Genomic DNA, 22,042 nt, shown 5'->3' on the forward strand with positions numbered 1-22,042 from the left:
AAACTGGTCAGACCTTTGGTACAGACCAATTTAAAATAAAATATACATACAGTTAATTTTGCCTTGTTACTTAGCAACAAAATGTAGTTCTAAAGTTATTTATTTATAATAATAATTTCGCCATTGCTCGTATCCCCACGAGCGATATATTAAAACAAAAAATTAAATTTCCCCTTCAAAAACTGCCGTTGCAGCTCCTATCAGAAAAATGTTTGTAAAGTTATGTTCGGAATTTTGAGTGGAATAGTCAAAACGCACTTTCAGATTTCCTCCTAATGTTTGGATGTTTACTAAATTAGCATTCAAATTTGGATTGTGTAAAGCATAGGCAATTGCACACGCTGTTACCCCTGTTCCACAAGAGAGCGTTTCGTCTTCTACCCCACGTTCGTATGTTCTTACAAAAATGCTATTTTTTTCTGAATTATTTGCATTACTCGCAACAAAATTAACATTTGTACCTTCTTTTTTAAACCTCTCATTATACCTTACCTTTTTTCCTTCTTCTACAACATCATAATTTTCTAAATCAGTAGTTGCTTTTTCTTCATTTAAAAAACCAACGTAATGAGGCGAACCTGTATCTAAAAAATATGCGCTTTGATTAGTCTCAAAATTAGAATGAAGATTTGTTTCTACTTTCGAAACATCACCCATTTGGAGTTCTACTTCTGTAATGATTTCTTTTTCTTGATTTTCTACGCTCGTTACTTTTGCAAAATGAAGTCCATCAAAAGCCATAAAAGTAGTTTCTTTTCCTTCAAAAACGCCCAAACGATACGCAAAAGCAACGGCACAACGTCCACCATTTCCACACATAGAACTTGTGTTTCCGTCAGAATTGAAGTAAACCATTACAAAGTCGCCTTCAAGTGATTTACCTTCTGAACTTTTTTCTGGATTTTCTATTAAAATAAGTCCATCAGCACCAATTCCGAAACGACGATGACAGAGTTTTTCGATAAAATCTTTGTCTTTTTTTTGCTCTTTGGAAAAAGAATTATCACGATTATCAATCATAATAAAATCATTTCCTGTTCCTTGATATTTATAAAATTTCATTTTTTTATGTTTATGTCGTTGGTGGGGACACCAACAACGGCAAGCAGTTTAGAAATGTAAAATTAATTATAAATTTAGAAATTTTATTTACTGCTAAATTCTGACTTCTAAACTCTAAATTAGTTTTACCCAATACACACTTCTGTCAAATCTATTAAATACTTCTGCGCCATTTTCTGTACTTGCTCAACAGTTACTTTTCTTAGTTTTGTGATGTAATCGTTGTAAAAACTCTCATCAAGATTATATAAATGAATATCCTGCACTTTATCCATTACAGCAAAAGCCGTTGAGAGCGAACCCAAGAAATTTCCACTCATATAATTTTTCACATTTTCTAATTCTTCTTCTGAAACAGGTTCATTTTTCAACCTCTCAATTTCCTTATAAATTTCATTTACAGCATCTCCGTAAATTTCTTTTTTTACGTCTGTACCAATAACGAAATACGAACCATTTTTCATAGCTGCAGTTCTTGACGAAATTCCATAGGTATAACCTTTATCTTCTCTGATATTTTGCATTAATCTTGAACCAAAATAGCCTCCCAAAATCATATTCATAACCTTAAAAGCTACATAATCTTGGTGTTTTTGATTAAAAAGAAGTCTGCCAATACGAATAGAAGTCTGTACGCTTCCCTCTATTTCTTCATAAATTTTGGTAACCGAATTGGTTGGATTTTCTATTAATTGCTTATCTTTTTTAGTAATATCAACCTCAAAACTATTTATAAAATCAGTTATTAGTTTTTCAGAATCTACGTCAATATCTCCAACCAAATATGCCTCAAAAGGATTTGATTTTATATTATTCTCATAAAAATTAATTAAATCTTGTCTCTGAATAGCTCTAATACTCTCTTCGCTTGAAGAAGCAGAATAAGGATGATTTTCTTGAAAAAGAACTTCCTTTAACTTTACAGTAGCTCGGTATGCCGTTCTTTCCTCTTGTATTTTGAGATTTTGAACCGAACGATTTTTTAGATTATCTAATTCTGATTGTGGAAAAGTAGGCTCTTGTAAAATTTCTTTCAGCAAAGGCAAAAGGCTTTCTAAATGCTTTTCTAGTGTATAGAAAGAAACAATCGTAAAATCATTTCCAGAATCTATATTAATAGAAGCTCCGTAAAATGAAATTTTGTCTGCAATCTGTTTTCCTGTGTGAGTTGTTGTTCCTTCTAAAAGCATTTTTGCCATAAAAGAAGCTTCTCCTGTTTTGTTTTCTTGACACCTTCCAGCCTCAAAAGCAATCTGAAAACCCAAAACAGGCTGATTTTTGGTGTTCAATTGATGAAATGAAATACTATTTCTTAGTTTTTGAGTATTTATTTCTGGCAATTTATGTGATTTAATAAGCTGAAAGTCAGGAGCTTTTGTACGGTCAAGCATAGAGTTTTTATAATAATGTTATTGGTGTGGACACCAACAACGGCAATGTTTTATTAGGTTTTATATAGGCGAAAATAGCCATTTTTTATTCAAACTTCTATACCAATCTCAAAATCCATTGATTGTTTGTTCTATCTTGGTATATTTTTGGAATAAATAACAATTATGAAAGCTATTTTAAGAAAATATCTTCTTTTGGCGTAAATTTGACTGCAATAAGCTTTTCATTAATGCGTTTTGTAACTAGAAAAAACTGATAAGGAACAATTACGAATTAAAGATTACGAATTACGAATTAAACTTCTGACTACTAGTTGATTATATAATTAAAAGTGTCAATTTATTTAATTTCTATTCCTAACATATAAATAATAATAATCCATTCTATGAAAAATAAAATAAATAAGACAATCTACTTTTTAGCTCTTCTAATCTTATACAATCTTCCTCTAGTTGTCTTTGGGCAGCTTTCGGCTTCTGTTCAAGTAGAAAACATAAATGAAAAAGAACGTCTCAAGTCTGCAAATCAAAATAGAAGAAAAGTAGTTCGTACGTATTATGATATGGATAATACAATTTTGAAGGCTCAATATTACTTTGTTGGAGATGATAGTACGAATGTAGATGGAGAATACAAACTTTTTCACGTAACAGGCGAATTGAAGTCCGTTGCAACCTTCGAAGAGGGCGAAATACAAGGCAGAGCAATTGAATATTACCCTAATGGAAAAGAAAAACTATCAGGCTCTTATAAAGAGGGAAAGAAAGACGGAACATTTAAAGAGTATTATTACGAAGGTGGTTTGATGGCAGAATATGAGTGTAAGGACGATAAAAGAAACGGAAATGCAACCGTTTATAATGAAAAGCAAATTGTAGTACAAGAAGCAAACTATAAAAATGACCATCTTAACGGGATTGTAAAAACATTTTATCCAAGTGGAAAGCTAAAAGCCAAAACTCCCTTTGAATTAGATAAAATAAATGGCTTTGTAGAAGAGTTTTATGAAAACGGACAAATAAAAAGAACAATCACTCTTACAAATAATAAACCTAATGGAGAAGAAAAAACATTTTATCCAAATGGAGTTTTGCGTACAATCACGACGTATTTAGATGGAGAAATGAGTGGAGATTTTAAAAGCTATTACGACAACGGAATATTAGAATTAGAAACAATTAATATTCACGGAAAGAAAAATGGTTATTTTAGAAGATATACAAGAGATAGCATTTTGGTGCAAGATGCAATGTATAAAAATGGTCAGTTAAATGGCGATAATATTCTTTATTATGATAATGGAAAGCTCAAACAAGAAGTAAAATATCGCTCTGGGCAACAACTTTATTCTAAAATTTATAGACAGAATGGTAACCCTTTAAAAGAAATTGATTTTGGAAAAACTCAAAAAGACCGAAAAGAAACTCATTATTTTGCCAACGGAAATAAAGAAATGCAGATTGAATATGCTGATGATAAAAAGGCTGGAGAGTGGAAATCCTTTTATAAAAATGGAAAGAAAAAAGTAGAAGAAAATTATGAGAATGATAAGCTACATGGCAAACGTGAAACTTATTTTACCAACGGAAAAACGCATCTCAAAGAAGAATATGCTTTTGGGAAGAAAAAAGGAATCACGAAAGAATATAGCTCAAAAGGAGATTTAGTTTCTGAAATTGAATATAAACTAGATAAAAAATGGGGAATTGCTACCTATTATCATCCGAATAAGAAAATTTCGGCAGAAGGACATTTCTATAAAGATATAAAAAATGGAAAGTGGTATTATTATAATGAAGATGAAAGACTAACTAGAAGAGAAGTTCATAGAAGAGGAAAAATTTCTTCTGCAAAAACATACCGAAAAGGAAAAACTCGTAAAAAATCTCCTTTCAAAAGAAGATAATAAGACAAACAAAAAAGCATTTTGATTAAGTTCAAAATGCTTTTTTACTTCTCTTAACTAGCATTTAAAACTGAAATGATAATTTAAAAATTAACTTTACTATAAAGAATTATTACCTACATAAAACCTTGTACAAAATGAAAAGGTGGCTTCTACTTTTTTTACTATTTCCCACAATTTGTTTTTCGCAAATTCAAAATGTGGATATTGAATTTTATGATATTACAGATACATTAAAATCAAATTTAGAACTACAAGGTAAGGCATCTGTAAAAATAGGCAATGGATATAATTACTCTGACAGTAATGACTTTCAAAATTTAGATGATACTCTATTTATCAGTCATCCTGATTATGTATTTGATACTTTGCCTATGAATTATCATGATTTTACTTTTCAAAACGATGCTATCCTGTTAAAAATCTATTCTAAACCTTTTTATAAGCGTTATTATGAGCAAGATTTTAATATTGCTCGTCGTAAAAAGACAAAAAATGATTCTATAACATTGAAAGTTTTCTATGTTGGATATGGGGATAGTCCCAAAATTACACTTTATTTAGATAATGATAAACGGTACATTTTCGAAAAAAGCAAACATCACTCTGAAAATGGATTTTATTATCACACCTTACCTTACGATGAACTGACAGATGGAAAATTTAAAGTAGAGTCAGAAGGAGAAATCAGAATATTTCCTTTTAAAGCAAATCAATGGTATCAAACCAACTATATAACTCCAGTATTAGTACAACAGCCTAGTGAACGAGAGAAAAGGCTTATACAATCTTATTTTGATTATGTAAAGAACAGTCAAAAAAAGGCTTTAGATATTAAAAATAGTTCTGTAAAAGAAAAAGATTCCCTTATTTCTGTTATCCATGAACTAAGAGGCGAGATTCCACCACCACTACCACCTATAGAAGAAGAAATTGAAGAACAGGTTTTTACTGTAGTTGGTCATGATGCTTACCCAATGGGAGGTTTTAAGTCTTTTTTTAAGGGAATGCAATCTAATCTTTCAAAACACGCAAAGTATGCTGGAAATATCACAGTAGAATTAACTATTTTGAGAAATGGAGATGTTCAGGTTAAACCATTGCATCGTATGTCAGATTCTGACGAATTGTATTTTACTCTACTATTACTCCTTAGAGAACGCAAGTGGATTCAAGGGCATAGAATATCTTATACTCAAAAAGTCATTTTGAGTATAAATTTTACAGCAAATTAAAAAAATTGTATTAATACTGAGAAATTTGAGTCTAACAGAGATAATGATAAAACTTCAACCTTGTACAAAAAAAGTATTTTGAAATCAATCAAGATACTTTTTTGGTTTTACAGGAAATGTTATCATAATTGTTTTAATTTTCTTTCAAAAATTCTTTTGGAACAAAATCTACTAACCAAACACCATTCTCTGCTTGATAAAACTCTATTCCTGCTTTTTGCATTTTATAGGTTTCTATTTTGAAAATATAAGGTTTTCCGTGTCTTGCTCCTACTTTTTCGGCTGTTTCTGTATCTGCTGAAAGATGAACATACTGCCTATTTCCTTTCAAAATTCCGTTTTTCAGAATTGAATCTATATTTTTTATAGCTGTTCCGTGATATAAAACTGGGGGAGGAGTTTTGGGCTGGTAATTCATTTTTACATTCGTAGAATGCCCTTGATTTGCTCTAATTTTAGTTTTGTCTTCATTAAAACCAAAGCGTTGTTTGTCGTTATTTTCTACGATATACTCTAATTCTTGAAAGGTAATAAAGTCGCCTTTTTTATAGTTATTGATTTTTTCTAAGAAAACTTTCGTATCTGTCCAACCTCCTTCTTCTAGTTCTAAGCCTACTGTTTCGGGTTGATGTCGGAGAAGTAAAGAGAAAAATTTACTTCGTTTTTTTACTTTTTTAGCGTCCATGTTTTTATGTTGATTTAGATTTTAATTAAAATTATTTCTTCCTCAACATTTGTTTGGATAAAAAAAGTTCTTTTTTTCTTACTACGCTATTTTTAAAAAAAACTTTACGGCAATATTGTGTACCGTGTTTTTCGAATAGTGAACAATGATTATTTCTTGAAATCAAAGCTATAATAATTTACTAAAATCCATAATTACTGATACCAATAAAATTAAAGCAAATAATAAAAATCCACAAGCTGCCATTATCAACCATTTTTTCCAATATTTTTTAGAAAAAAAAAGAGAGATAAATAGCAGTAAAATATTTAATAATGTCAATCCAAAACAAGCAATCATAAATATACTCAAAAATGTATCTTTTATTGAATAAGAAGCAATCTCAAACTCTGAAAACAAGAAGTGATAACATAAAATGAAGAGAATAAGCAAAAGAACTCCATTTGTAATCAAAACAGGTTTCCAACTACCTTTTTCTTTTGGTTTGTCTTCAAAGTCTAAAACGTTTTCCATGGTTATTTTTTAATTATATGACTTATGAATTTGCTAGATAAAGATAAATGATTCCAAATAAACCTATTCCAGATAACACCATTAGCAAACATTTTTTCCATTGATTATCAGAGGAAAAGAATAAAACTAAAGTTGCTAATACATTAATAAAAACTACACAAATAGAAGCAATCAACATACTAATAAAAATTCCTTCTCGTTTTATAAATTGAGTGCTAAATGTAAATTCATCAGCACTAAAATATAAAATAACTAGAGTTACTACTATAAAAAATAAAACTCCATTTGTAATCAAAACAGGTTTCCAACTACCTTTTTCTTTTGGTTTGTCTTCAAAATCTAAAATGGTTTTCATAATTTTTTTATAGAGGCTAAAATCAAATAAATGAACAATAAAGCAATTTTATAAATTATTCTACCGTTGTAGTATAAAAACGCAAAATATTTTGTATATTATGTAAATAAAATACCAAACAATTATTTGTGTTATTTCAATATTATAATTTTTTCTTTGAATTTTTATAAAAAAGATATTAAAGTTTCTTTTCCTAGAGTTTGTATCATTTTTATACTTATTTAGTCAGAATAAATTGATATATTGCTTATTCACTTGTGATAATAAAAAAAGCAACTTAAAGTTTTTCATAAGATTTATTATAAAACACTTTTTACGGCTCAAAACTATCAAAATTGTTTGGAATTGTTGGTAACAATTCCTTAATTTAAAGAAAAATAATTAGTTATAATAAGCCTAAAATCTTGTAGAAGCTAGAAAAGAAAAAAAGTTAGAAGAAAGCTAAAAATACTATCCAAACACGCATCAACTCACACAAATACACTAAAATCTATGTCTGTGGCTACGTCGCTTCCAAAAATTTTGTTTGAGGGAGTAAATTCAATCATTTATTACCGAGATACCAGCGAGTGGAATACGCCCGTTATCATCAAGGTTATCAAAAATGATTTCCCGACTCCTACGCAGCTTATTCAGTTTAATAATGAGTATGAATTTACGAAAGACCTCAAAATAGAGGGAATCAGAAAGGCATACAAAAAAGATAAACTAGAAGGTAAGCCTGCACTTGTATTGGAGTATTTTTCTGGAGTTACATTTAAAAAGAGTTTTTTTGAAAATTCTTGGACTTACAAAGACTTTTTGAAAGTAGCTATAAATATTGCTGAAGCATTAGGGCAGGTGCATCAAAATCATATCATTCATAAAGATATTAATAGCAATAACGTTTTAGTTGATTTAGCAACACATCGTATCAAAATTATTGATTTTGGTATTTCTTCACGCATAGATACTCGTGTGCAAGACCTTCGCAGTCCTGATGCTTTGGAAGGAACACTTGCCTATATTTCACCTGAACAGACGGGTAGAATGAACCGTGCTGTTGATTATCGCTCCGATTTATATTCTTTAGGAGTGGCATTTTATGAGATTCTGACAAACAAACTACCTTTTACGGCTGCTGATTCTATTGAACTTGTTCATTGTCATTTAGCCCAAAAGCCTCAGCCTCCTCACCAAGTAAATCCTACCGTTCCTCGTGTTTTGTCAGAGCTTGTGATGAAACTTTTGGAAAAAAATGCAGAAGACCGTTACCAATCTGCCTTTGGTCTAAAAACCGATTTAGAGCTTTGTTTGAAGGGTTTTATTGCAAATGGAAACGGAAAAATCGACCATTTTACTCTTGGAGGAGAAGATTACTCAGACCGTTTTTCTATTCCTCAAAAGTTGTATGGTAGAGAAGATGAAGTAAAACTATTACTCAATTCTTTTGATAGAGTTTCGAATGGTGCAACCGAACTTGTTTTGGTAGAAGGTTACTCTGGAGTAGGCAAGACTTCTTTGGTAAATGAAACTCATCGTTCAATTACTGAGAAAAGAGGTTATTTTATAAAAGGAAAATTTGACCAATATCAAAAAAATGTTCCTTATTCTGCTATTATTCAAGCACTTAATGAATTTATAGAATATTTACTTACTGAAAACAAAGATTCTTTAGCAGAGTGGAAACGCAAGATAAATAAAGTATTAGGAGAAAATGGACAAATATTATTAGATGTGTTGCCCAACTTAGAGATGATTGTTGGAGAGCATAAGCCTGTTCAAGAACTTCCTCCTAATGAAGCAAAAAATCGTTTTAATTATGTTTTTAAGTCTTTTATTCGTGTAATTAGTCAGAAAAAACACCCTGTTGTTCTTTTTATTGATGATATGCAGTGGGCAGATGGAGCTTCTCTAAACCTGCTCAAAGTATTAATGACAGATAGTGAAAACCGTTATTTGCTTATCATTGGTGCTTATCGTGATAACGAAGTTACGTCGGCACACCCTCTTATGATAATGGTAAAAAGCTTACAGGAACAAAATGCGCCTGTCAGTTCGATAGTATTAGATAATTTGGGCTATGAAGATATTGAAAAATTAATTACCGAATCTCTAAAAGCTCAAATTCTTCAAGTAAAACAACTTTCTTATCTCATTTATAGAAAAACTCATGGTAATGCCTTCTTTGCCACTCAGTTTTTAGAATCATTACATGAAGAAGGGTTATTACATTTTGATTTAGAAACAAAACAATGGCAATGGGATATTGTCAAGATTGAAGAGAAAAAAACAACAGATAATGTAGTCGAACTAATGACTGCAAAAATTGAAAAGCTGCCTGAAGAAACACAAGAAATATTAAAACTTGCTGCTTGTGTGGGTGATAAGTTTGATTTGCAGATGCTTCGCAGTGTTAGTAATTACTCATTAAAAGATATTTTTGATAGAGTTTGGATTGCGATAGAAGAGGGAATGATACTTCCTTTAGATGATGATTACAAACGTATTGCAATCCTTAGTGAAGACCCTGCATTGGAGCAGCGAGTAAATGCACGTTTCAAGTTTTTACATGATAGAGTCCAACAGGCCGTTTATTCGCTTATTGCTGATAGTGATCGTTTTGAGATGCACTACAAAGTGGGTAAAATAATTAAAGAAAACACACCAGATGGACAGTTAGAAGGCAAAATATTTGATATTGTAAATCAACTCAATGTTGGTGTTGCCCTTTTAGAAGACCAAGAAGAACGCTACGAATTAGCTCGGCTAAACCTTATCGCAGGAAGGAGAGCCAAAGCCTCGGCTGCTTACGAACCTGCATATGATTATTTTTATGCTGGTGTTGCTCTTTTAGATATTATTGGTTGGAAAGATGAGTATATTCTTGCGCTGCGTCTTCATAATGAAGCTGCTGAAGCTGCTTATTTGAGTGGCAACGGAAGTGGAATGGAGCAGTTTGTTAATGGTGTACTTACCAATGCAAATGACTTTTTGGATAAAGTACCTGTTTATGATACCAAAATTCAATTCCTTATTTCCAAAGGAAAAATGACTGAGGCAATCAAACTTGCTATCAGTACACTCAAAAAACTAAAAGTAGGATTCCCAAGAAATGTAACAAAAGTACACTTACTTCGTGAAATATTCCGTATTAAAGGAATGATGACAGGTAAAAAAGTATTTGATTTAGCTAATCTTCCTTCAATGGAGAACAAGAAGAAACTAGCTGCCATGAAAATTTTATCAGGTATTAGTTTGGCTGCTTATGTGAGCGGCTCACCTCTATATCCAATGATTATTTTTAGGCAAGTTCAGTTATCTATTAAATATGGAAACGCTCTTGTTTCTACGTATGCTTATTCTTCCTATGGAGTTATTTTATGTGGTGTACTTGGAAATATAAATGCTGGCTATCGTTTTGGAGAACTTGCTATCAAACTTTTAGACCAACACAACTCTGAAAGGTTCAAAGCTAGAACCTATGCAGTTACCAATATCACAATTCGACATTGGAAAGAACCTTTAGAAAACACATTAAAACCACTAGTAAAATCATACAGAAAAGGTATTGACACAGGTTTTTTTGAGTACGCTGCATTTTCTATCTTTATGTATGTCTATTACCGTTTCGCTACAGGTAAGGAGCTTAATGAAGTAGAAAAAGAAGCCAACATGTATATTGGAGCAACTTATGATTTGAGACAATTTAATCCATATCATAATATTAAGTTGCTTCGTCAGACATTTCTAAATTATTTGGGAAAATGTGATAATCCTGCTGTCTTAGAAGGAGAAGAGTATCCATTGGAGCTTCAAGAAGAGATTTTAGAAGGAGGCAATACAGCTTCTATTTGCTTACATTTCTTTATGAAGGCTTGTTTGAGTTATAATTTTGGAGAAATAGAAAAGGCATATAGTTATATTATTCTAACAGAAAAGTATCTGAAAGGAATTACTGCAACGGCAGGTGTGCCAGTTTATCATATGTACGATTCTCTTATTCATATTGCTATTTACCCTAGTTCTTCATTATGGGATAGACAACGAATTCTGAGACGTATTGCAAAAAATCAAGCTAAACTCTATAAGTTTGCAAAATTTTGTCCTTCTACGAACCTTCATAAGTATTATTTAGTAGAAGCTGAACTTGCACGAGCAAAAAATGATTATATAGAAACTGAAAAGAACTTTAGATTAGCTATTGAAATGGTTGGAAAAACGAATTTTATTCAAGAAGAAGCTCTTATTAAAGAACGTTTTGGATATTATTGGTTACAAAGGAAACAAGAGGATATTGCCATGATGTTTTTGCGTAAATCCTATTACGATTATCGTATTTGGGGAGCAAAAGGTAAGTTAGAGCATATGCATGAAATCTATTCACATTATGTAAAGCAAGACTCTATCACAACTGATATAGGACAAACGACAACTTCGTCTTCGCCTTCTACTACGCATACACACAACACCTTTGAAGGAGCTACAACTACAATGATGACGACAAGCAAAATGTCTTCTAGTGGTTCAAAAAGTGGTACAAGTTTCTTAGACTTCGAAACGCTTATCAAATCTACTCAAACGCTTTCTCAAGAAGTAAACTTTGAGGAGCTTATGCCAAAAATGATGCGTGTAGTGATGGAAAATGCAGGTGCAGAAAAAGCATTCTTAATTCAGAATCATGATGGGGAATTATTTGTAGAAGCAAAAGGAGATTTAACACAAACTAGGTCGACTCAATTTTTACATCAAGCCATTGAAGATGATAGCGATTTAGTTCCTAGAACGCTGATTAATTATGTAGTCAGAACGGAGCAACCTCTTGTTTTGGATAATGCCTCGGAAGATGAAAAATATGCCAATGATTCTTATATGAAACAATATAAGCCTAAATCAGTGCTTTGTTTTCCTGTGATGCGTAAAAATGAGCTTTTATGTCTATTTTATTTAGAAAATAATTTGACAACAGGAGCATTTACGCCTGAAAGATTACAGACTTTGCAGATGCTCTCTGCACAAGTGAGCATTTCTTTAGAGAATGCACAACTCTATCAAAATTTAGAAGAAAAAGTAGAGGAAAGAACAGTAGAATTAAACGAAAAAAATAAGCGTATTACTGATTCAATTCGATATGCTCAAACAATTCAAGATGCTATCTTACCTGCTCAAAAGAATCTTAGAGAATTATTTACAGAGCATTTTGTAATTTATCGTCCTAAAGATATTGTTTCAGGAGATTTTTATTGGGTAACTCATGTGGAGAACTATACCTTTGCTGCTGCTGTGGACTGTACAGGTCATGGTGTTCCGGGGGCATTTATGTCAATGGTTGGAAATACACTTCTGACAGATATTGTAGGTGTAAAACGAGTTTTTGACCCAGCAAAAATATTAGAAATGCTACATGAAGGAGTTCGTGCAGCCCTTCATCAAAAAGATTCTGATAATACAGATGGAATGGATGTAGCACTTTGTAGAATAGAAAGACAAGAAAATTGGATAGAAGTTACGTATGCAGGAGCAAAACGACCTCTTTATTATACTTCAAATGGCGAAATAGAAAAACTAAAGGGAGATAATTTAAGTATTGGAGGAATAGTAAAAAAGAAAGACTATATCTTCACTAATCAAAAAGCTGTTTTGTTGGCTGAAGATGTAATTTACTTAACCTCTGATGGACTTGTTGACCAAGCTAATCCAGAGAAGAAAAAGTTTGGTTCTACAAAGTTTGAATCTTTATTAAAGCAGTTTCATGAAAGACCTTTTAAAGAACAAAAGGAAATTTTATCTAATCAATTAGACCAACATCAACTAGATGCAGAACAAAGAGATGACATTACTGTTTTAGCTCTACGATTATAAGTCTATAAGTTGAAAATATCATTTATTTATAAAAAGCTATTGAGTTTTAAGACTTAATAGCTTTATTTTTATCTTGGTTTTTGTGTCATTTTAGCACTTTTTTTATTCTCAGTCTGAAAATTTGAGATAAAAATAGAATTTTTGATAAAAAAAAACTTTAATAGATAATTTCTATTTATACCTCATATATTTTTAGTACTTTTATTCTTTATTCGAATCTAACCCTATCAAAATAATATATGCTTGAACTTGCAGGGCTTCTCGTGCTTGGTTTTTTTGCTCAATGGTTATCGTGGCGTATCAAAGTACCAGCTATTCTTCCTCTTATTATTGTAGGTCTTGTAGTGGGGCCAGTTTCCACACTTTTTACAGGAGATGAAGGGTATTTTGTTTCTAAGGGAGCAAAACTTATCGACGGAGATTCTATTTTTCAAGGAAAGGTTCTTTTTGATGTAGTTTCTTTAGCTGTTGGACTTATTCTTTTTGAAGGAGGATTGACCTTAAAATTATCAGAAGTAAAAGTATTAGGAAAAGCTGTTCGTAACATAATTGTCATTGGTTCTATTGTTACTATGGCTGGAGGAACAGTGGCTGCTATGCTCATTATGGATTTTTCTATTCAAACATCGCTACTTTTTGGCTCTCTCATTATTGTAACAGGACCTACTGTTATTGGACCTATTCTTAGAAATGTAAAACCTAATTTTAATATAACTACTATTTTAAAGTGGGAAGGCATTTTGATTGACCCTGTTGGTGCATTAATAGCTATCTTGACCTATGAATTTATTATCTCAGGAACGGCAGGTTCTCAAATTGGGTTTATTGCCCTCAAAACATTTGCTATTACTATTGCTGTCGGAATTGCAATAGGCTGGGCATCAGCTTGGTTAGGCAACCTTTTGATTAGTAGAGAATTAGTACCCAAGTATCTTCAAAATATTGTTATGTTAGGTTTGGTAATTGCATCCTTTGCTTTATCAAATTCTATTCAACACGAATCTGGTTTACTTGCCGTTACAATTATGGGTATGGCTTTAGTAAACATGAAAACTTCAAACTTAAAAGAAATTATTTCCTTTAATGAAGATTTAGTTATTATTCTAATCTCATTTTTGTTCGTGCTGCTTTCTTCAAGAATAGATATTGTAGATATAGAATTAGTCCTTACAACAAATAGCTTTATTTTATTTGCTATTGTAGTTTTTGTTTTGCGTCCATTATCTGTATTTTTAAGCACTTGGGGAACAAATCTAACACTCAACGAAAAAATATTTTTGTCTTATATCTGTCCTCGTGGAATTGTTACGGCTGCTGTGGCTTCTATTTTTTCTATTTCCCTCTTTCAAAGTACCGATTATATTATTCCATTAGATGAAGCTGCTATGCTTCTGCCTTTGGTATTTTTAGTGATTGTCGGAACAGTTGTTTTGCAAGGTCTTACTGCCAAGCCAATAGCAAAGTTACTAGGAGTTACACGCAAAGAGCCAAATGGAGTAGCCTTTTTGAGTGCTGACGAATCAGCTCGTTTTATTGCCAAAATTCTTCAAAAATATAATGTTCCTGTCTTACTTGCAGATACTTCTAAAGCAAATACTAGAGAAGCATCTATGCAACAAATTCCGATTTATGAGGGAAGTATTTTGAATGAAGAAGCGTGGGAAGAGTTAGATTTTGCTCAGTATGGACAGCTTTGGGCAATGACTCCCAATGCTGAAATAAATGCTCTAGCTTGTCGAATATTGGGAGAAGAGCTTGTAAAAGATAATGTATTTCGTTTTATATCAAACCGTGAACAAGAAACACTTAATAAAGAAGATTATCCTAAGAACATACTTTTTAATGGAAAAGCTGATTTTATTTCCTTTTCTCATTTTATTCGTAAAAACCCAGAAATAAAAGAACAGCAGGTAAATAGTCGTGAGGAAGTATTAAGTATCATAAATGATAAAGAAAATAAAGGAAAAGTAATCCCACTATTTGTCATTAATGATAAGAACTTTGTCGAACCTGCTTTAGCTATTACACCTTTAGAGGTAAGTAAAGAAAACAAATTTGTATATCTCAAAATTGAATAAATTTGGTTGTAACTAGACTTATTAGTAAAAATTGCAATAATAAAACCTTAAAGATACTATTTCCGATTTTTGAATAAAAAATCAAAATAGCTTGTCAGCGCAAAAAAATAATAGAAAACACTTGTTAAACTAATTTTTTTTTGCACCTTTGTATCAGTTATGAAAAACAAATTTTATTTGTCTCATAACTTTACTTAGAATCAAATGGAAAGCAAAAGATAGTTAATTAAAAGATTCGGTTTAATCACTCAATTTACAATTTTTCTTTGTTAATTGTTTTATCAATTTTAGCGCACGCCAATCATTTAATTTTTATCTAAGCCTCCAGAGCTGATAAAACAGAAAAGGCTATCTTCCTATGAAGAATAGCCTTTTTTTTATGCTTATAGCTGTTTTGTACCTTTTAATTTTCTAGATATGATTTTATTTGGTAGTCTTTGTTTGTAACATACCTTTTCTGAAAGTCATTAAACTCTATTTCATTATAAATACACAAACCCACAGCAATTCCGACAGGACGATAGTTAATTTCTGTAAGATAGATTCCATTATTTAATTTTAAAACTAATGATTTATCATCATCTATCTCATTCATGTGGTAAAAAGAATAAATATCTTCTATCTTCTGTCTTAGTATTTTTTTCTTCGCAAACTCTTCTACCTCTTCTCCTTTATCAAACTTTTCTTTGAAATATGCTATGTTAGCTTCATTTAAATAGTAAACAATTTCATCACAATTAAACAGAGAAAATATAGTATCATCTTCTAGCTTAACATAAGAACAAAACCCTTGTAAGCCATTTTCTTGAAAATACTCATACTTTATATGGAATATAGTTTTACCAATAAGATTTGAAAGCGATAACATATAAATGATTTAAGAAAACTGCTCTATTAAGAAATGATACAAGAGACGTACACCTGTTCCTGTTCCGCTTTTTCCTCTATAACTAGATGCTTTCATCAGATAAGCTGGTGCAGCAATATCCATATGAATCCAATCAAAATCCACAAAATGCTCTAAGAATTTACCTGCCGTAATAGCACCTGCAAAACCTCCACTTACATTTTTTATATCTGCAACATCAGACTTTAAATAGTCTTTATATTCACCCCATAATGGAAACTCTACCAGTCGCTCATAAGTTTCTCTGCCACTTTTTTCTAATGCTCTTTTCAATATTTCATCTGTATTTCCCATAAAAACAGCCCCCTCTTCTCCTACTGCACGTACAGCACTTCCTGTAAGCGTTGCTAAATCGATGACTAATTCAGGAGCTAATTCTTTTGCATAATCTAAGGCATCAGCCATAATGAGTCTTCCCTCTCCGTCTGTATTTGTTATTTCTACAGTTGCACCACTTCGCATCGTAATCACATCCCCTGGAACTAATCCTTTATTACTAATTGAATTGTCTGTAATAGGCAAAAGTCCGACAACGTACAAAGGAATATTGTTCTTAGCAAGGGCATAAATAAGTCCAATTACACTTGCTGAACCTCCCATATCTGATTTCATTATTTCTAAAGCAGGCATTGAAGTTTTGAGATTTGCGCCTCCAATATCAAAAGTAACTCCTTTTCCTACCAAAACAATAGGAGTATCGTTAGTAGCATCTTTTGGAGAGTAAGTAAGTTTAGCAAAAATAGCATCTTGCCCACTTGCTTGAGAAACACCTAAAAGTCCCCCCATTTTCTCAGTTTCTATGCGTTCTTTATTCCAAATTTCCGTTTCAAAACCTGCTTCTTTTCCAAACTCTTCTATTTTCTGACCATACAAAGCTGGTTTTTTGAAGTTTGGAGGCTCATTTACCAAATCTCTTGTTAGCCAAACAGCATCACAAAGTGTGGTCAGTTTTTCTAATTCTTCTTGTTCAATGGTTTCGGTTTCACTTGAGAAGACCACCTCTACCTGCAACGTATCTCTAAAATAATCTTCTGAATTTCCTTTTTTCTCATAACTATAACTTCCTAAATTCAACCCTTCTAAAAAGCAGAGAAGACTTTCTTTACTCAAAATAGCATCAGCAAAAACTTGTAACTTATTAAAAGAATGTGTCTTAATAAGCTGTGCTACTAAATGCCCTTGATTACGCATTTTTTCTTTGTGAACGTAGTTTTCTTGTACTGGAGCAAGATATGGAACAGCAAAAACAACTTGATTGTCTAAAAAGATAGTCGTTGGAGTGTACTCGTTTTCAAAATAATTTACTAAAGACGAAACAGGAAAAGTATCAGAAAAAGTAGAGGGAAGATTATCAAAATTTTCGCCTAGCAAATAAATACAAGGAGTAGATTCTGAAAGATGTTCACGGACAGTAAAAAAAATTTGCATAAAAAGTATGGTTATAGACTAGCTATAATAAGCTAATTTTTTGAAAAAGTTTTGAGTTTGAGTTTCTTGTCTAGTGGAATTAACAAGAAATTTTTTCTACTCTTCTTTGATGTCTTCCTCCTTCAAAATCTGTATTTAGGAAAGTTTCTATCATTTTTTGAGCTAATTCGTGAGTTACAAAACGAGCAGGGATACAAATCACATTTGCATTATTATGCTGACGAGCAAGAGCAGCTAGTTCTTCGTTCCAACAAATCGCTGCACGAATATTAGCGTGTTTGTTTGCACTCATCGCAATTCCATTTCCACTTCCACAAATCAAAATCCCTAATTCAGTTTCTTTATTAGTAATAGATTCAGCTAATGGATGTGCAAAATCAGGATAATCTACCGAATCTGAACTATCTGTTCCAAAGTTTTTGACTTCATGACCTAAGTTGGTCAAGTAGTTTTGTAAGAACTCTTTGTACTCTGTTCCTGCGTGGTCGTTAGCAATTGAAATTTTCATTGATTAAAAACTGTTTTTCTAAAAAATATATAATTCATCAAAAATACGGATTTTTAAATAACTAGAAACTATCTAAGGTTATATTTTTCTATAAAAAACAAAAACTATTTATTTTAAACCATAGAATCATTTTGAAGTTGTAATAAATAGAATAAATCTATAAAACATTTATATAGAATAAAAAACGATAATTTAATGAACGCATTTCAAATCCTAATTCTTATAATTGCTATTTTGGTAGGCGATTTTTTATTAGAAAATTTCCTAGAATGGCTTAATTCTCAAAAACAACCTGCTCATTTGCCCAATCAGTTTGCAGATATTTATACTGAAGATGAATATCAAAAATCAAAAGCTTACAAAAAAGCAAATACAGCTTTTTCTTTGATTAGTAATTCTGTAAGCTTTATTCTTACACTTATATTTTTGATTACAGGAGCTTTTGGTTGGTTGAGTGAAAGTTTAGAAGTTTATTTTCAAAATCCAATTTGGCACGCACTTTCTTTTTTTGCTGTCATTACGATAGCTTCTTCACTTTTGGGTCTGCCTTTTTCGTTATATCAAACTTTTGTCATTGAAGAAAAATTTGGATTCAATAAGACAACCAAGAAATTATTTATTACTGACAAACTGAAAGGTCTTATTTTGGGGGCAGTAGTTGGTGGAATTATTGGCTATGTTCTATTATATCTTGTTTTAGAAATTGGTAAAAACTTTTGGATTTACTTTTGGATAATTATCACTATTTTTTCTATCGGAATGCAGTTTTTTTATGCTTCTCTGATTATGCCTCTTTTCAATAAACTAACACCTCTGGAAGATGGAGAACTTAGAGAATCAATTGAAGAATATGCAGGAAGTGTTTATTTTCCTCTTCAAAATATCTTTGTAATTGATGGTTCGAAACGCTCTACAAAAGCAAATGCTTTTTTTATGGGATTTGGTAAGCAAAAGAAAGTTGTTTTTTATGATACTATTTTGGAAAAACACAGCACAGAAGAACTAGTGGCTATTTTTGCTCACGAAGTAGGGCATTATAAAAAGAATCATATTCCTCAAACAATGGCAATGTCTATTGCACAAACAGGACTTACTCTTTTTATATTGGCACAAATTATTTTTAGTAAAGAAATTTCTCTCGCCTTGGGAGCAAGTGAATGGCAGATTCATCTAAATATGGTCGCTTTTGGTTTTCTTTATTCGCCTATTTCTACGATTACTAGCGTTTTATTTAATATTTTTTCTCGTAAGAATGAATATGAAGCTGATGATTATGCAAAGCAAACCTACGGAAGCAAACCACTTGCAACAGCACTCAAAAAGCTTTCTGCTGATTCGCTTTCCAATCTTACGCCACATCCTTGGTATGTGTTTTTTAATTATTCGCATCCTCCACTTAGTGAGCGTTTGAAGGCAATGGGAGAATAAAATCAAGTCAGAGTTTGTTTGCAAAAGGTCAATTCATCTTGATAAATTTTATTTCAAGTAATTGGACAGAATTACATATAATAAACCTTATAATGGTTTGTATTAAAGTAGTTCAGACACCTTGTCTGAATAAAAAATAGTATTTTATCCTATCCAACAGTCTGGAAGACTATTATACAAAATAACCGTGATAACCTTTAATAAAACCCACGATTTTAATCGTGGGAAAAGAGGAATAGAAAGGTGGAAAATACTCTCCAACTATCCCATAACTAAAGTTATGGATTTTATTCTAAAAAATGCTTACTAAATAAGCTGTAAATAACTTAGCTTAATTACTTATAGGAACAATTACGAATTAAAGATTACGAATTACGAATTAAGTTTCTGATTACTAGTTAATTATATAATTAAAAGTGTCAATTTATTTAATTTCTATTCCATAATGAAAAAATACTTCTTAGCTCTTCTATTATTATTCTTTACTTTTTCGCTTTCTAAGGCGCAAGTCCCTAAAAATGAAACTTTCAAAACGAAAGAAGATTATTATGAACATCAATTACAAGTAGAAAAAGGTTTGAAAAATTGGTTTGATTACAATCCTTTGGAAGAAGATAACACCACTTTACAACTCAAACTTTTACTAGAATCTTATTTGATGGCGTGGATAAATGGCGCACCTCATATTAATTTAATTATTGATGGAAAGATAGAGGGAGAAATGTTATCTGATAAAAAATTTGAGTATTCGAAAGAATTATTATTGGCTATGATGTTTTCAAAAGTTACTTATTTGTTAGAAAATAAAGAAGCAGAAAGTACAGATTTTGAGGCGAGTTTGGCTGGTGTAAAAGGAATGATTTTGACGTATGAGAAAATAAAATCTCAAACAAAAAGTAAAAAAAAATATAGAACTGATTCTATGGAGGAATACATAAAGTGGCAAGAGGGAGGAAAGCTAGTAGAGAAATTGGAAAGAAAACTCAATAAACAAATCGATTAGACTAATTAATTGTGAATCCGTGTCAAACTTCTTACCTTTGAGGCTAACTAATCTCACTAGAAATTACAAAAAATTGAATAGCCGAATCTACAAAGCTATTTGAAAATAATTATATGGAATATAAAAACTTACTTTTGACGCTCTCTGATGGAATTTTGAAAATTACCATAAATAGAGAAAGTAAATTAAATGCGCTCAACATCGAAACAATGGAGGAAATTGATAAAGCATTTTCTCGTGCTTATGATGATGATGAGGTAAAATCTGTTTTGATAACAGGAGCAGGAAATAAAGCATTTGTAGCTGGTGCTGATATTTCAGAAATTGCAGAAATAAATGAAATGAACTCTCGTAAGTTTGCTGAACGTGGACAAGAAATATTTTTAAAAATAGAAAACTGTTCAAAACCTGTTGTGGCAGCCGTTAATGGCTTTGCACTTGGTGGTGGTTGTGAACTTGCAATGGCGTGTCATATTCGCATTGCTTCAGAAAATGCAAAATTTGGACAACCTGAAATCAATTTAGGAATTATACCAGGGTATGGTGGAACACAGCGTTTGCCTATTTATATTGGTCGTTCGAAGGCAATGGAACTTCTCATGACAGGAGATATGATTGATGCCAAAACTTCTCTTTCTCTTGGGCTTGTTAATCATGTCGTAGCTTCTCACGAAGTAGTAGAAAAGGCTGAAGAACTTCTCAAAAAATTAAATAAAAAAGCTCCTATTGCTCTAGGACAAATTATTGAAAGTGTAAATTCGGTATATCGTTCAGAAGATGGTTATCAAACAGAAGCAAATGCGTTTGCTAATTGTTGCCGTTCGGAAGATTTTAAAGAAGGAACGAGTGCATTTTTAGAGAAGAGAAAAGCTAACTTTGAAGGTAAGTAATCTTGATTGATTCTTTTAAATATGAAAATTTTCTTCGGTCTGTATTTTAGACTTGACCGAAGAAAATTATCTCAAAATGCTATTCTTTGGCAGTTTTCAACAAGTCAGAAAGTTCATTTTGAGTATGCTGTGTCTTATCTTTTGCATACCAACCGTGTAAAGATTCTGAAAAAGCCTTAAAATCTTCTAATTCTGGGTTTTCTTTTACTTTTTGTTTGTAATCTACAACTAATTTTTGTGCCTCGGCTGGTCTTGCCCCCCAAGAACCAATTATTTTTAATTGCTTCGTATTTTCTGTATTTTGTTCTTCTTTTATAAAAAGAAGTTTTGGAATCGCTCTCCCTCCATTTGTCAGAAAGCTATCTATTAAATCTGGGTTTTCATCTCTCAAAAGAAAACTAATTTCTAAATTTCCACCTGCTTCCTCTGCAATTTTATTCATTACAGGGATAATTTGAGCAGCATCTCCACACCAACTTTCTGTAAGAACAACCCAATAAAATTTTGTATCAGAAGGCAAACTTGCCAAAGCTTGTTGTATATTCTCATTTACTTTTGTTGTCTTGTCAAGTCTATTCATACGATACATATTCATATTCGTATATTCCAAAATTTCTGGTCGATTATCGCCATTTGTGGTAGTGCCTTTCTCTAAAAGTTCTTGTCCAAGTGTTCGGTATTCTTGATAAGATATTGATTTTTCTAAATAGCTTTTATCTAAATAGTCCATAATGAGTGAATTATGTTTTAATTAATATGAATAAATGTTGATATGTTTGTATATAGTCTAATACGTAATAACTTTAGTTTT

General features: G+C 31.5%; 16 protein-coding genes. 7 read left to right on the forward strand and 9 right to left on the reverse strand.

Going from position 1 to position 22,042, the window contains the following annotated elements:
* Window positions 1–162 precede the first annotated feature (162 nt).
* Both dapF and WAF17_RS06300 read right to left on the reverse strand, forming a co-directional pair.
* On the reverse strand, window positions 163–1,062 hold the full coding sequence (gene dapF / locus WAF17_RS06295; RefSeq protein ID WP_338767677.1) for a diaminopimelate epimerase: 900 nt from the start codon (window positions 1,060–1,062) through the stop codon (window positions 163–165).
* Between the two features lie 125 nt (window positions 1,063–1,187).
* Window positions 1,188–2,453 carry a pitrilysin family protein gene (locus WAF17_RS06300; RefSeq protein WP_338767680.1) on the reverse strand — a complete coding sequence of 422 codons (1,266 nt, stop codon included), beginning with the start codon at window positions 2,451–2,453 and terminating at the stop codon, window positions 1,188–1,190.
* Window positions 2,454–2,839: 386 nt separating this feature from the next.
* On the opposite strand from WAF17_RS06300, the gene WAF17_RS06305 reads away from it, so the two are divergent.
* Both WAF17_RS06305 and WAF17_RS06310 read left to right on the forward strand, forming a co-directional pair.
* The gene (locus WAF17_RS06305; protein ID WP_338767682.1) at window positions 2,840–4,360 is read left to right on the forward strand and encodes a toxin-antitoxin system YwqK family antitoxin; all 1,521 of its coding nucleotides are present in this window, start codon (window positions 2,840–2,842) and stop codon (window positions 4,358–4,360) included.
* A 200-nt stretch (window positions 4,361–4,560) separates the two neighbouring features.
* Window positions 4,561–5,595, forward strand: a complete 1,035-nt coding sequence (locus WAF17_RS06310) for a hypothetical protein (protein ID WP_338767684.1) — start codon at window positions 4,561–4,563, stop codon at window positions 5,593–5,595.
* 133 nt (window positions 5,596–5,728) lie between these two features.
* Here WAF17_RS06310 and WAF17_RS06315 read toward each other — a convergent pair whose 3' ends face one another.
* The 3 genes from WAF17_RS06315 to WAF17_RS06325 form a co-directional block, all read right to left on the reverse strand.
* Complete coding sequence (locus WAF17_RS06315) at window positions 5,729–6,280, reverse strand: RNA 2'-phosphotransferase (protein WP_338767686.1); 552 nt, start codon at window positions 6,278–6,280, stop codon at window positions 5,729–5,731.
* A gap of 168 nt (window positions 6,281–6,448) precedes the next feature.
* Window positions 6,449–6,793: a hypothetical protein gene (locus tag WAF17_RS06320; RefSeq protein ID WP_338767688.1), complete on the reverse strand. Its 345-nt coding sequence runs from the start codon at window positions 6,791–6,793 to the stop codon at window positions 6,449–6,451.
* 22 nt (window positions 6,794–6,815) lie between these two features.
* Window positions 6,816–7,148: a hypothetical protein gene (locus WAF17_RS06325; RefSeq protein ID WP_338767690.1), complete on the reverse strand. Its 333-nt coding sequence runs from the start codon at window positions 7,146–7,148 to the stop codon at window positions 6,816–6,818.
* 492 nt (window positions 7,149–7,640) lie between these two features.
* Between WAF17_RS06325 and WAF17_RS06330 the strand changes: the two genes are divergently transcribed.
* Complete coding sequence (locus WAF17_RS06330; RefSeq protein WP_338767692.1) at window positions 7,641–12,989, forward strand: AAA family ATPase; 5,349 nt, start codon at window positions 7,641–7,643, stop codon at window positions 12,987–12,989.
* Between the two features lie 239 nt (window positions 12,990–13,228).
* Entirely contained in the window at window positions 13,229–15,067 is a 1,839-nt protein-coding gene (locus WAF17_RS06335) for a sodium:proton antiporter (RefSeq protein ID WP_338767695.1), read from the forward strand.
* A 403-nt stretch (window positions 15,068–15,470) separates the two neighbouring features.
* Here the strand turns inward: WAF17_RS06335 and WAF17_RS06340 are convergent, their stop codons facing one another.
* From WAF17_RS06340 to rpiB, 3 genes are all read right to left on the reverse strand, one after another.
* Complete coding sequence (locus WAF17_RS06340; RefSeq protein ID WP_338767698.1) at window positions 15,471–15,935, reverse strand: hypothetical protein; 465 nt, start codon at window positions 15,933–15,935, stop codon at window positions 15,471–15,473.
* A gap of 9 nt (window positions 15,936–15,944) precedes the next feature.
* Window positions 15,945–17,402, reverse strand: a complete 1,458-nt coding sequence (locus WAF17_RS06345; RefSeq protein WP_338767706.1) for a leucyl aminopeptidase family protein — start codon at window positions 17,400–17,402, stop codon at window positions 15,945–15,947.
* 79 nt (window positions 17,403–17,481) lie between these two features.
* The gene (rpiB, locus tag WAF17_RS06350) at window positions 17,482–17,910 is read right to left on the reverse strand and encodes a ribose 5-phosphate isomerase B (protein WP_338767709.1); all 429 of its coding nucleotides are present in this window, start codon (window positions 17,908–17,910) and stop codon (window positions 17,482–17,484) included.
* A 195-nt stretch (window positions 17,911–18,105) separates the two neighbouring features.
* Between rpiB and WAF17_RS06355 the strand changes: the two genes are divergently transcribed.
* The 3 genes from WAF17_RS06355 (at window position 18,106) to WAF17_RS06365 (ending at window position 21,231) form a co-directional block, all read left to right on the forward strand.
* Window positions 18,106–19,338 carry a M48 family metallopeptidase gene (locus tag WAF17_RS06355; RefSeq protein WP_338767712.1) on the forward strand — a complete coding sequence of 411 codons (1,233 nt, stop codon included), beginning with the start codon at window positions 18,106–18,108 and terminating at the stop codon, window positions 19,336–19,338.
* 445 nt (window positions 19,339–19,783) lie between these two features.
* Window positions 19,784–20,341 (forward strand): hypothetical protein, encoded by a 558-nt coding sequence (locus WAF17_RS06360; RefSeq protein WP_338767714.1) that lies wholly within the window; start codon window positions 19,784–19,786, stop codon window positions 20,339–20,341.
* A gap of 113 nt (window positions 20,342–20,454) precedes the next feature.
* Window positions 20,455–21,231, forward strand: coding sequence for an enoyl-CoA hydratase-related protein (locus tag WAF17_RS06365; RefSeq protein WP_338767716.1), 777 nt, complete (start codon window positions 20,455–20,457; stop codon window positions 21,229–21,231).
* A 79-nt stretch (window positions 21,232–21,310) separates the two neighbouring features.
* Here WAF17_RS06365 and WAF17_RS06370 read toward each other — a convergent pair whose 3' ends face one another.
* Window positions 21,311–21,961 carry a thioredoxin family protein gene (locus WAF17_RS06370; protein WP_338767718.1) on the reverse strand — a complete coding sequence of 217 codons (651 nt, stop codon included), beginning with the start codon at window positions 21,959–21,961 and terminating at the stop codon, window positions 21,311–21,313.
* Window positions 21,962–22,042 lie beyond the last annotated feature (81 nt).

The organism is Bernardetia sp. ABR2-2B (assembly GCF_037126435.1).
Classification (GTDB): Bacteria; Bacteroidota; Bacteroidia; order Cytophagales; family Bernardetiaceae; genus Bernardetia.

What these genes read in the sequence shown, in the direction of transcription:
- WAF17_RS06370 (WP_338767718.1), bottom strand. Translation starts at nt 21,961, where the DNA reads ATGGACTATTTAGATAAAAGCTATTTAGAAAAATCAATATCTTATCAA.
- WAF17_RS06300 (WP_338767680.1), bottom strand. Translation starts at nt 2,453, where the DNA reads ATGCTTGACCGTACAAAAGCTCCTGACTTTCAGCTTATTAAATCACAT.
- WAF17_RS06365 (WP_338767716.1), top strand. Translation starts at nt 20,455, where the DNA reads ATGGAATATAAAAACTTACTTTTGACGCTCTCTGATGGAATTTTGAAA.
- WAF17_RS06320 (WP_338767688.1), bottom strand. Translation starts at nt 6,793, where the DNA reads ATGGAAAACGTTTTAGACTTTGAAGACAAACCAAAAGAAAAAGGTAGT.
- WAF17_RS06325 (WP_338767690.1), bottom strand. Translation starts at nt 7,148, where the DNA reads ATGAAAACCATTTTAGATTTTGAAGACAAACCAAAAGAAAAAGGTAGT.
- WAF17_RS06345 (WP_338767706.1), bottom strand. Translation starts at nt 17,402, where the DNA reads ATGCAAATTTTTTTTACTGTCCGTGAACATCTTTCAGAATCTACTCCT.
- WAF17_RS06360 (WP_338767714.1), top strand. Translation starts at nt 19,784, where the DNA reads ATGAAAAAATACTTCTTAGCTCTTCTATTATTATTCTTTACTTTTTCG.
- WAF17_RS06305 (WP_338767682.1), top strand. Translation starts at nt 2,840, where the DNA reads ATGAAAAATAAAATAAATAAGACAATCTACTTTTTAGCTCTTCTAATC.
- WAF17_RS06355 (WP_338767712.1), top strand. Translation starts at nt 18,106, where the DNA reads ATGAACGCATTTCAAATCCTAATTCTTATAATTGCTATTTTGGTAGGC.
- WAF17_RS06330 (WP_338767692.1), top strand. Translation starts at nt 7,641, where the DNA reads ATGTCTGTGGCTACGTCGCTTCCAAAAATTTTGTTTGAGGGAGTAAAT.
- WAF17_RS06340 (WP_338767698.1), bottom strand. Translation starts at nt 15,935, where the DNA reads ATGTTATCGCTTTCAAATCTTATTGGTAAAACTATATTCCATATAAAG.
- WAF17_RS06315 (WP_338767686.1), bottom strand. Translation starts at nt 6,280, where the DNA reads ATGGACGCTAAAAAAGTAAAAAAACGAAGTAAATTTTTCTCTTTACTT.
- WAF17_RS06335 (WP_338767695.1), top strand. Translation starts at nt 13,229, where the DNA reads ATGCTTGAACTTGCAGGGCTTCTCGTGCTTGGTTTTTTTGCTCAATGG.
- rpiB (WP_338767709.1), bottom strand. Translation starts at nt 17,910, where the DNA reads ATGAAAATTTCAATTGCTAACGACCACGCAGGAACAGAGTACAAAGAG.
- dapF (WP_338767677.1), bottom strand. Translation starts at nt 1,062, where the DNA reads ATGAAATTTTATAAATATCAAGGAACAGGAAATGATTTTATTATGATT.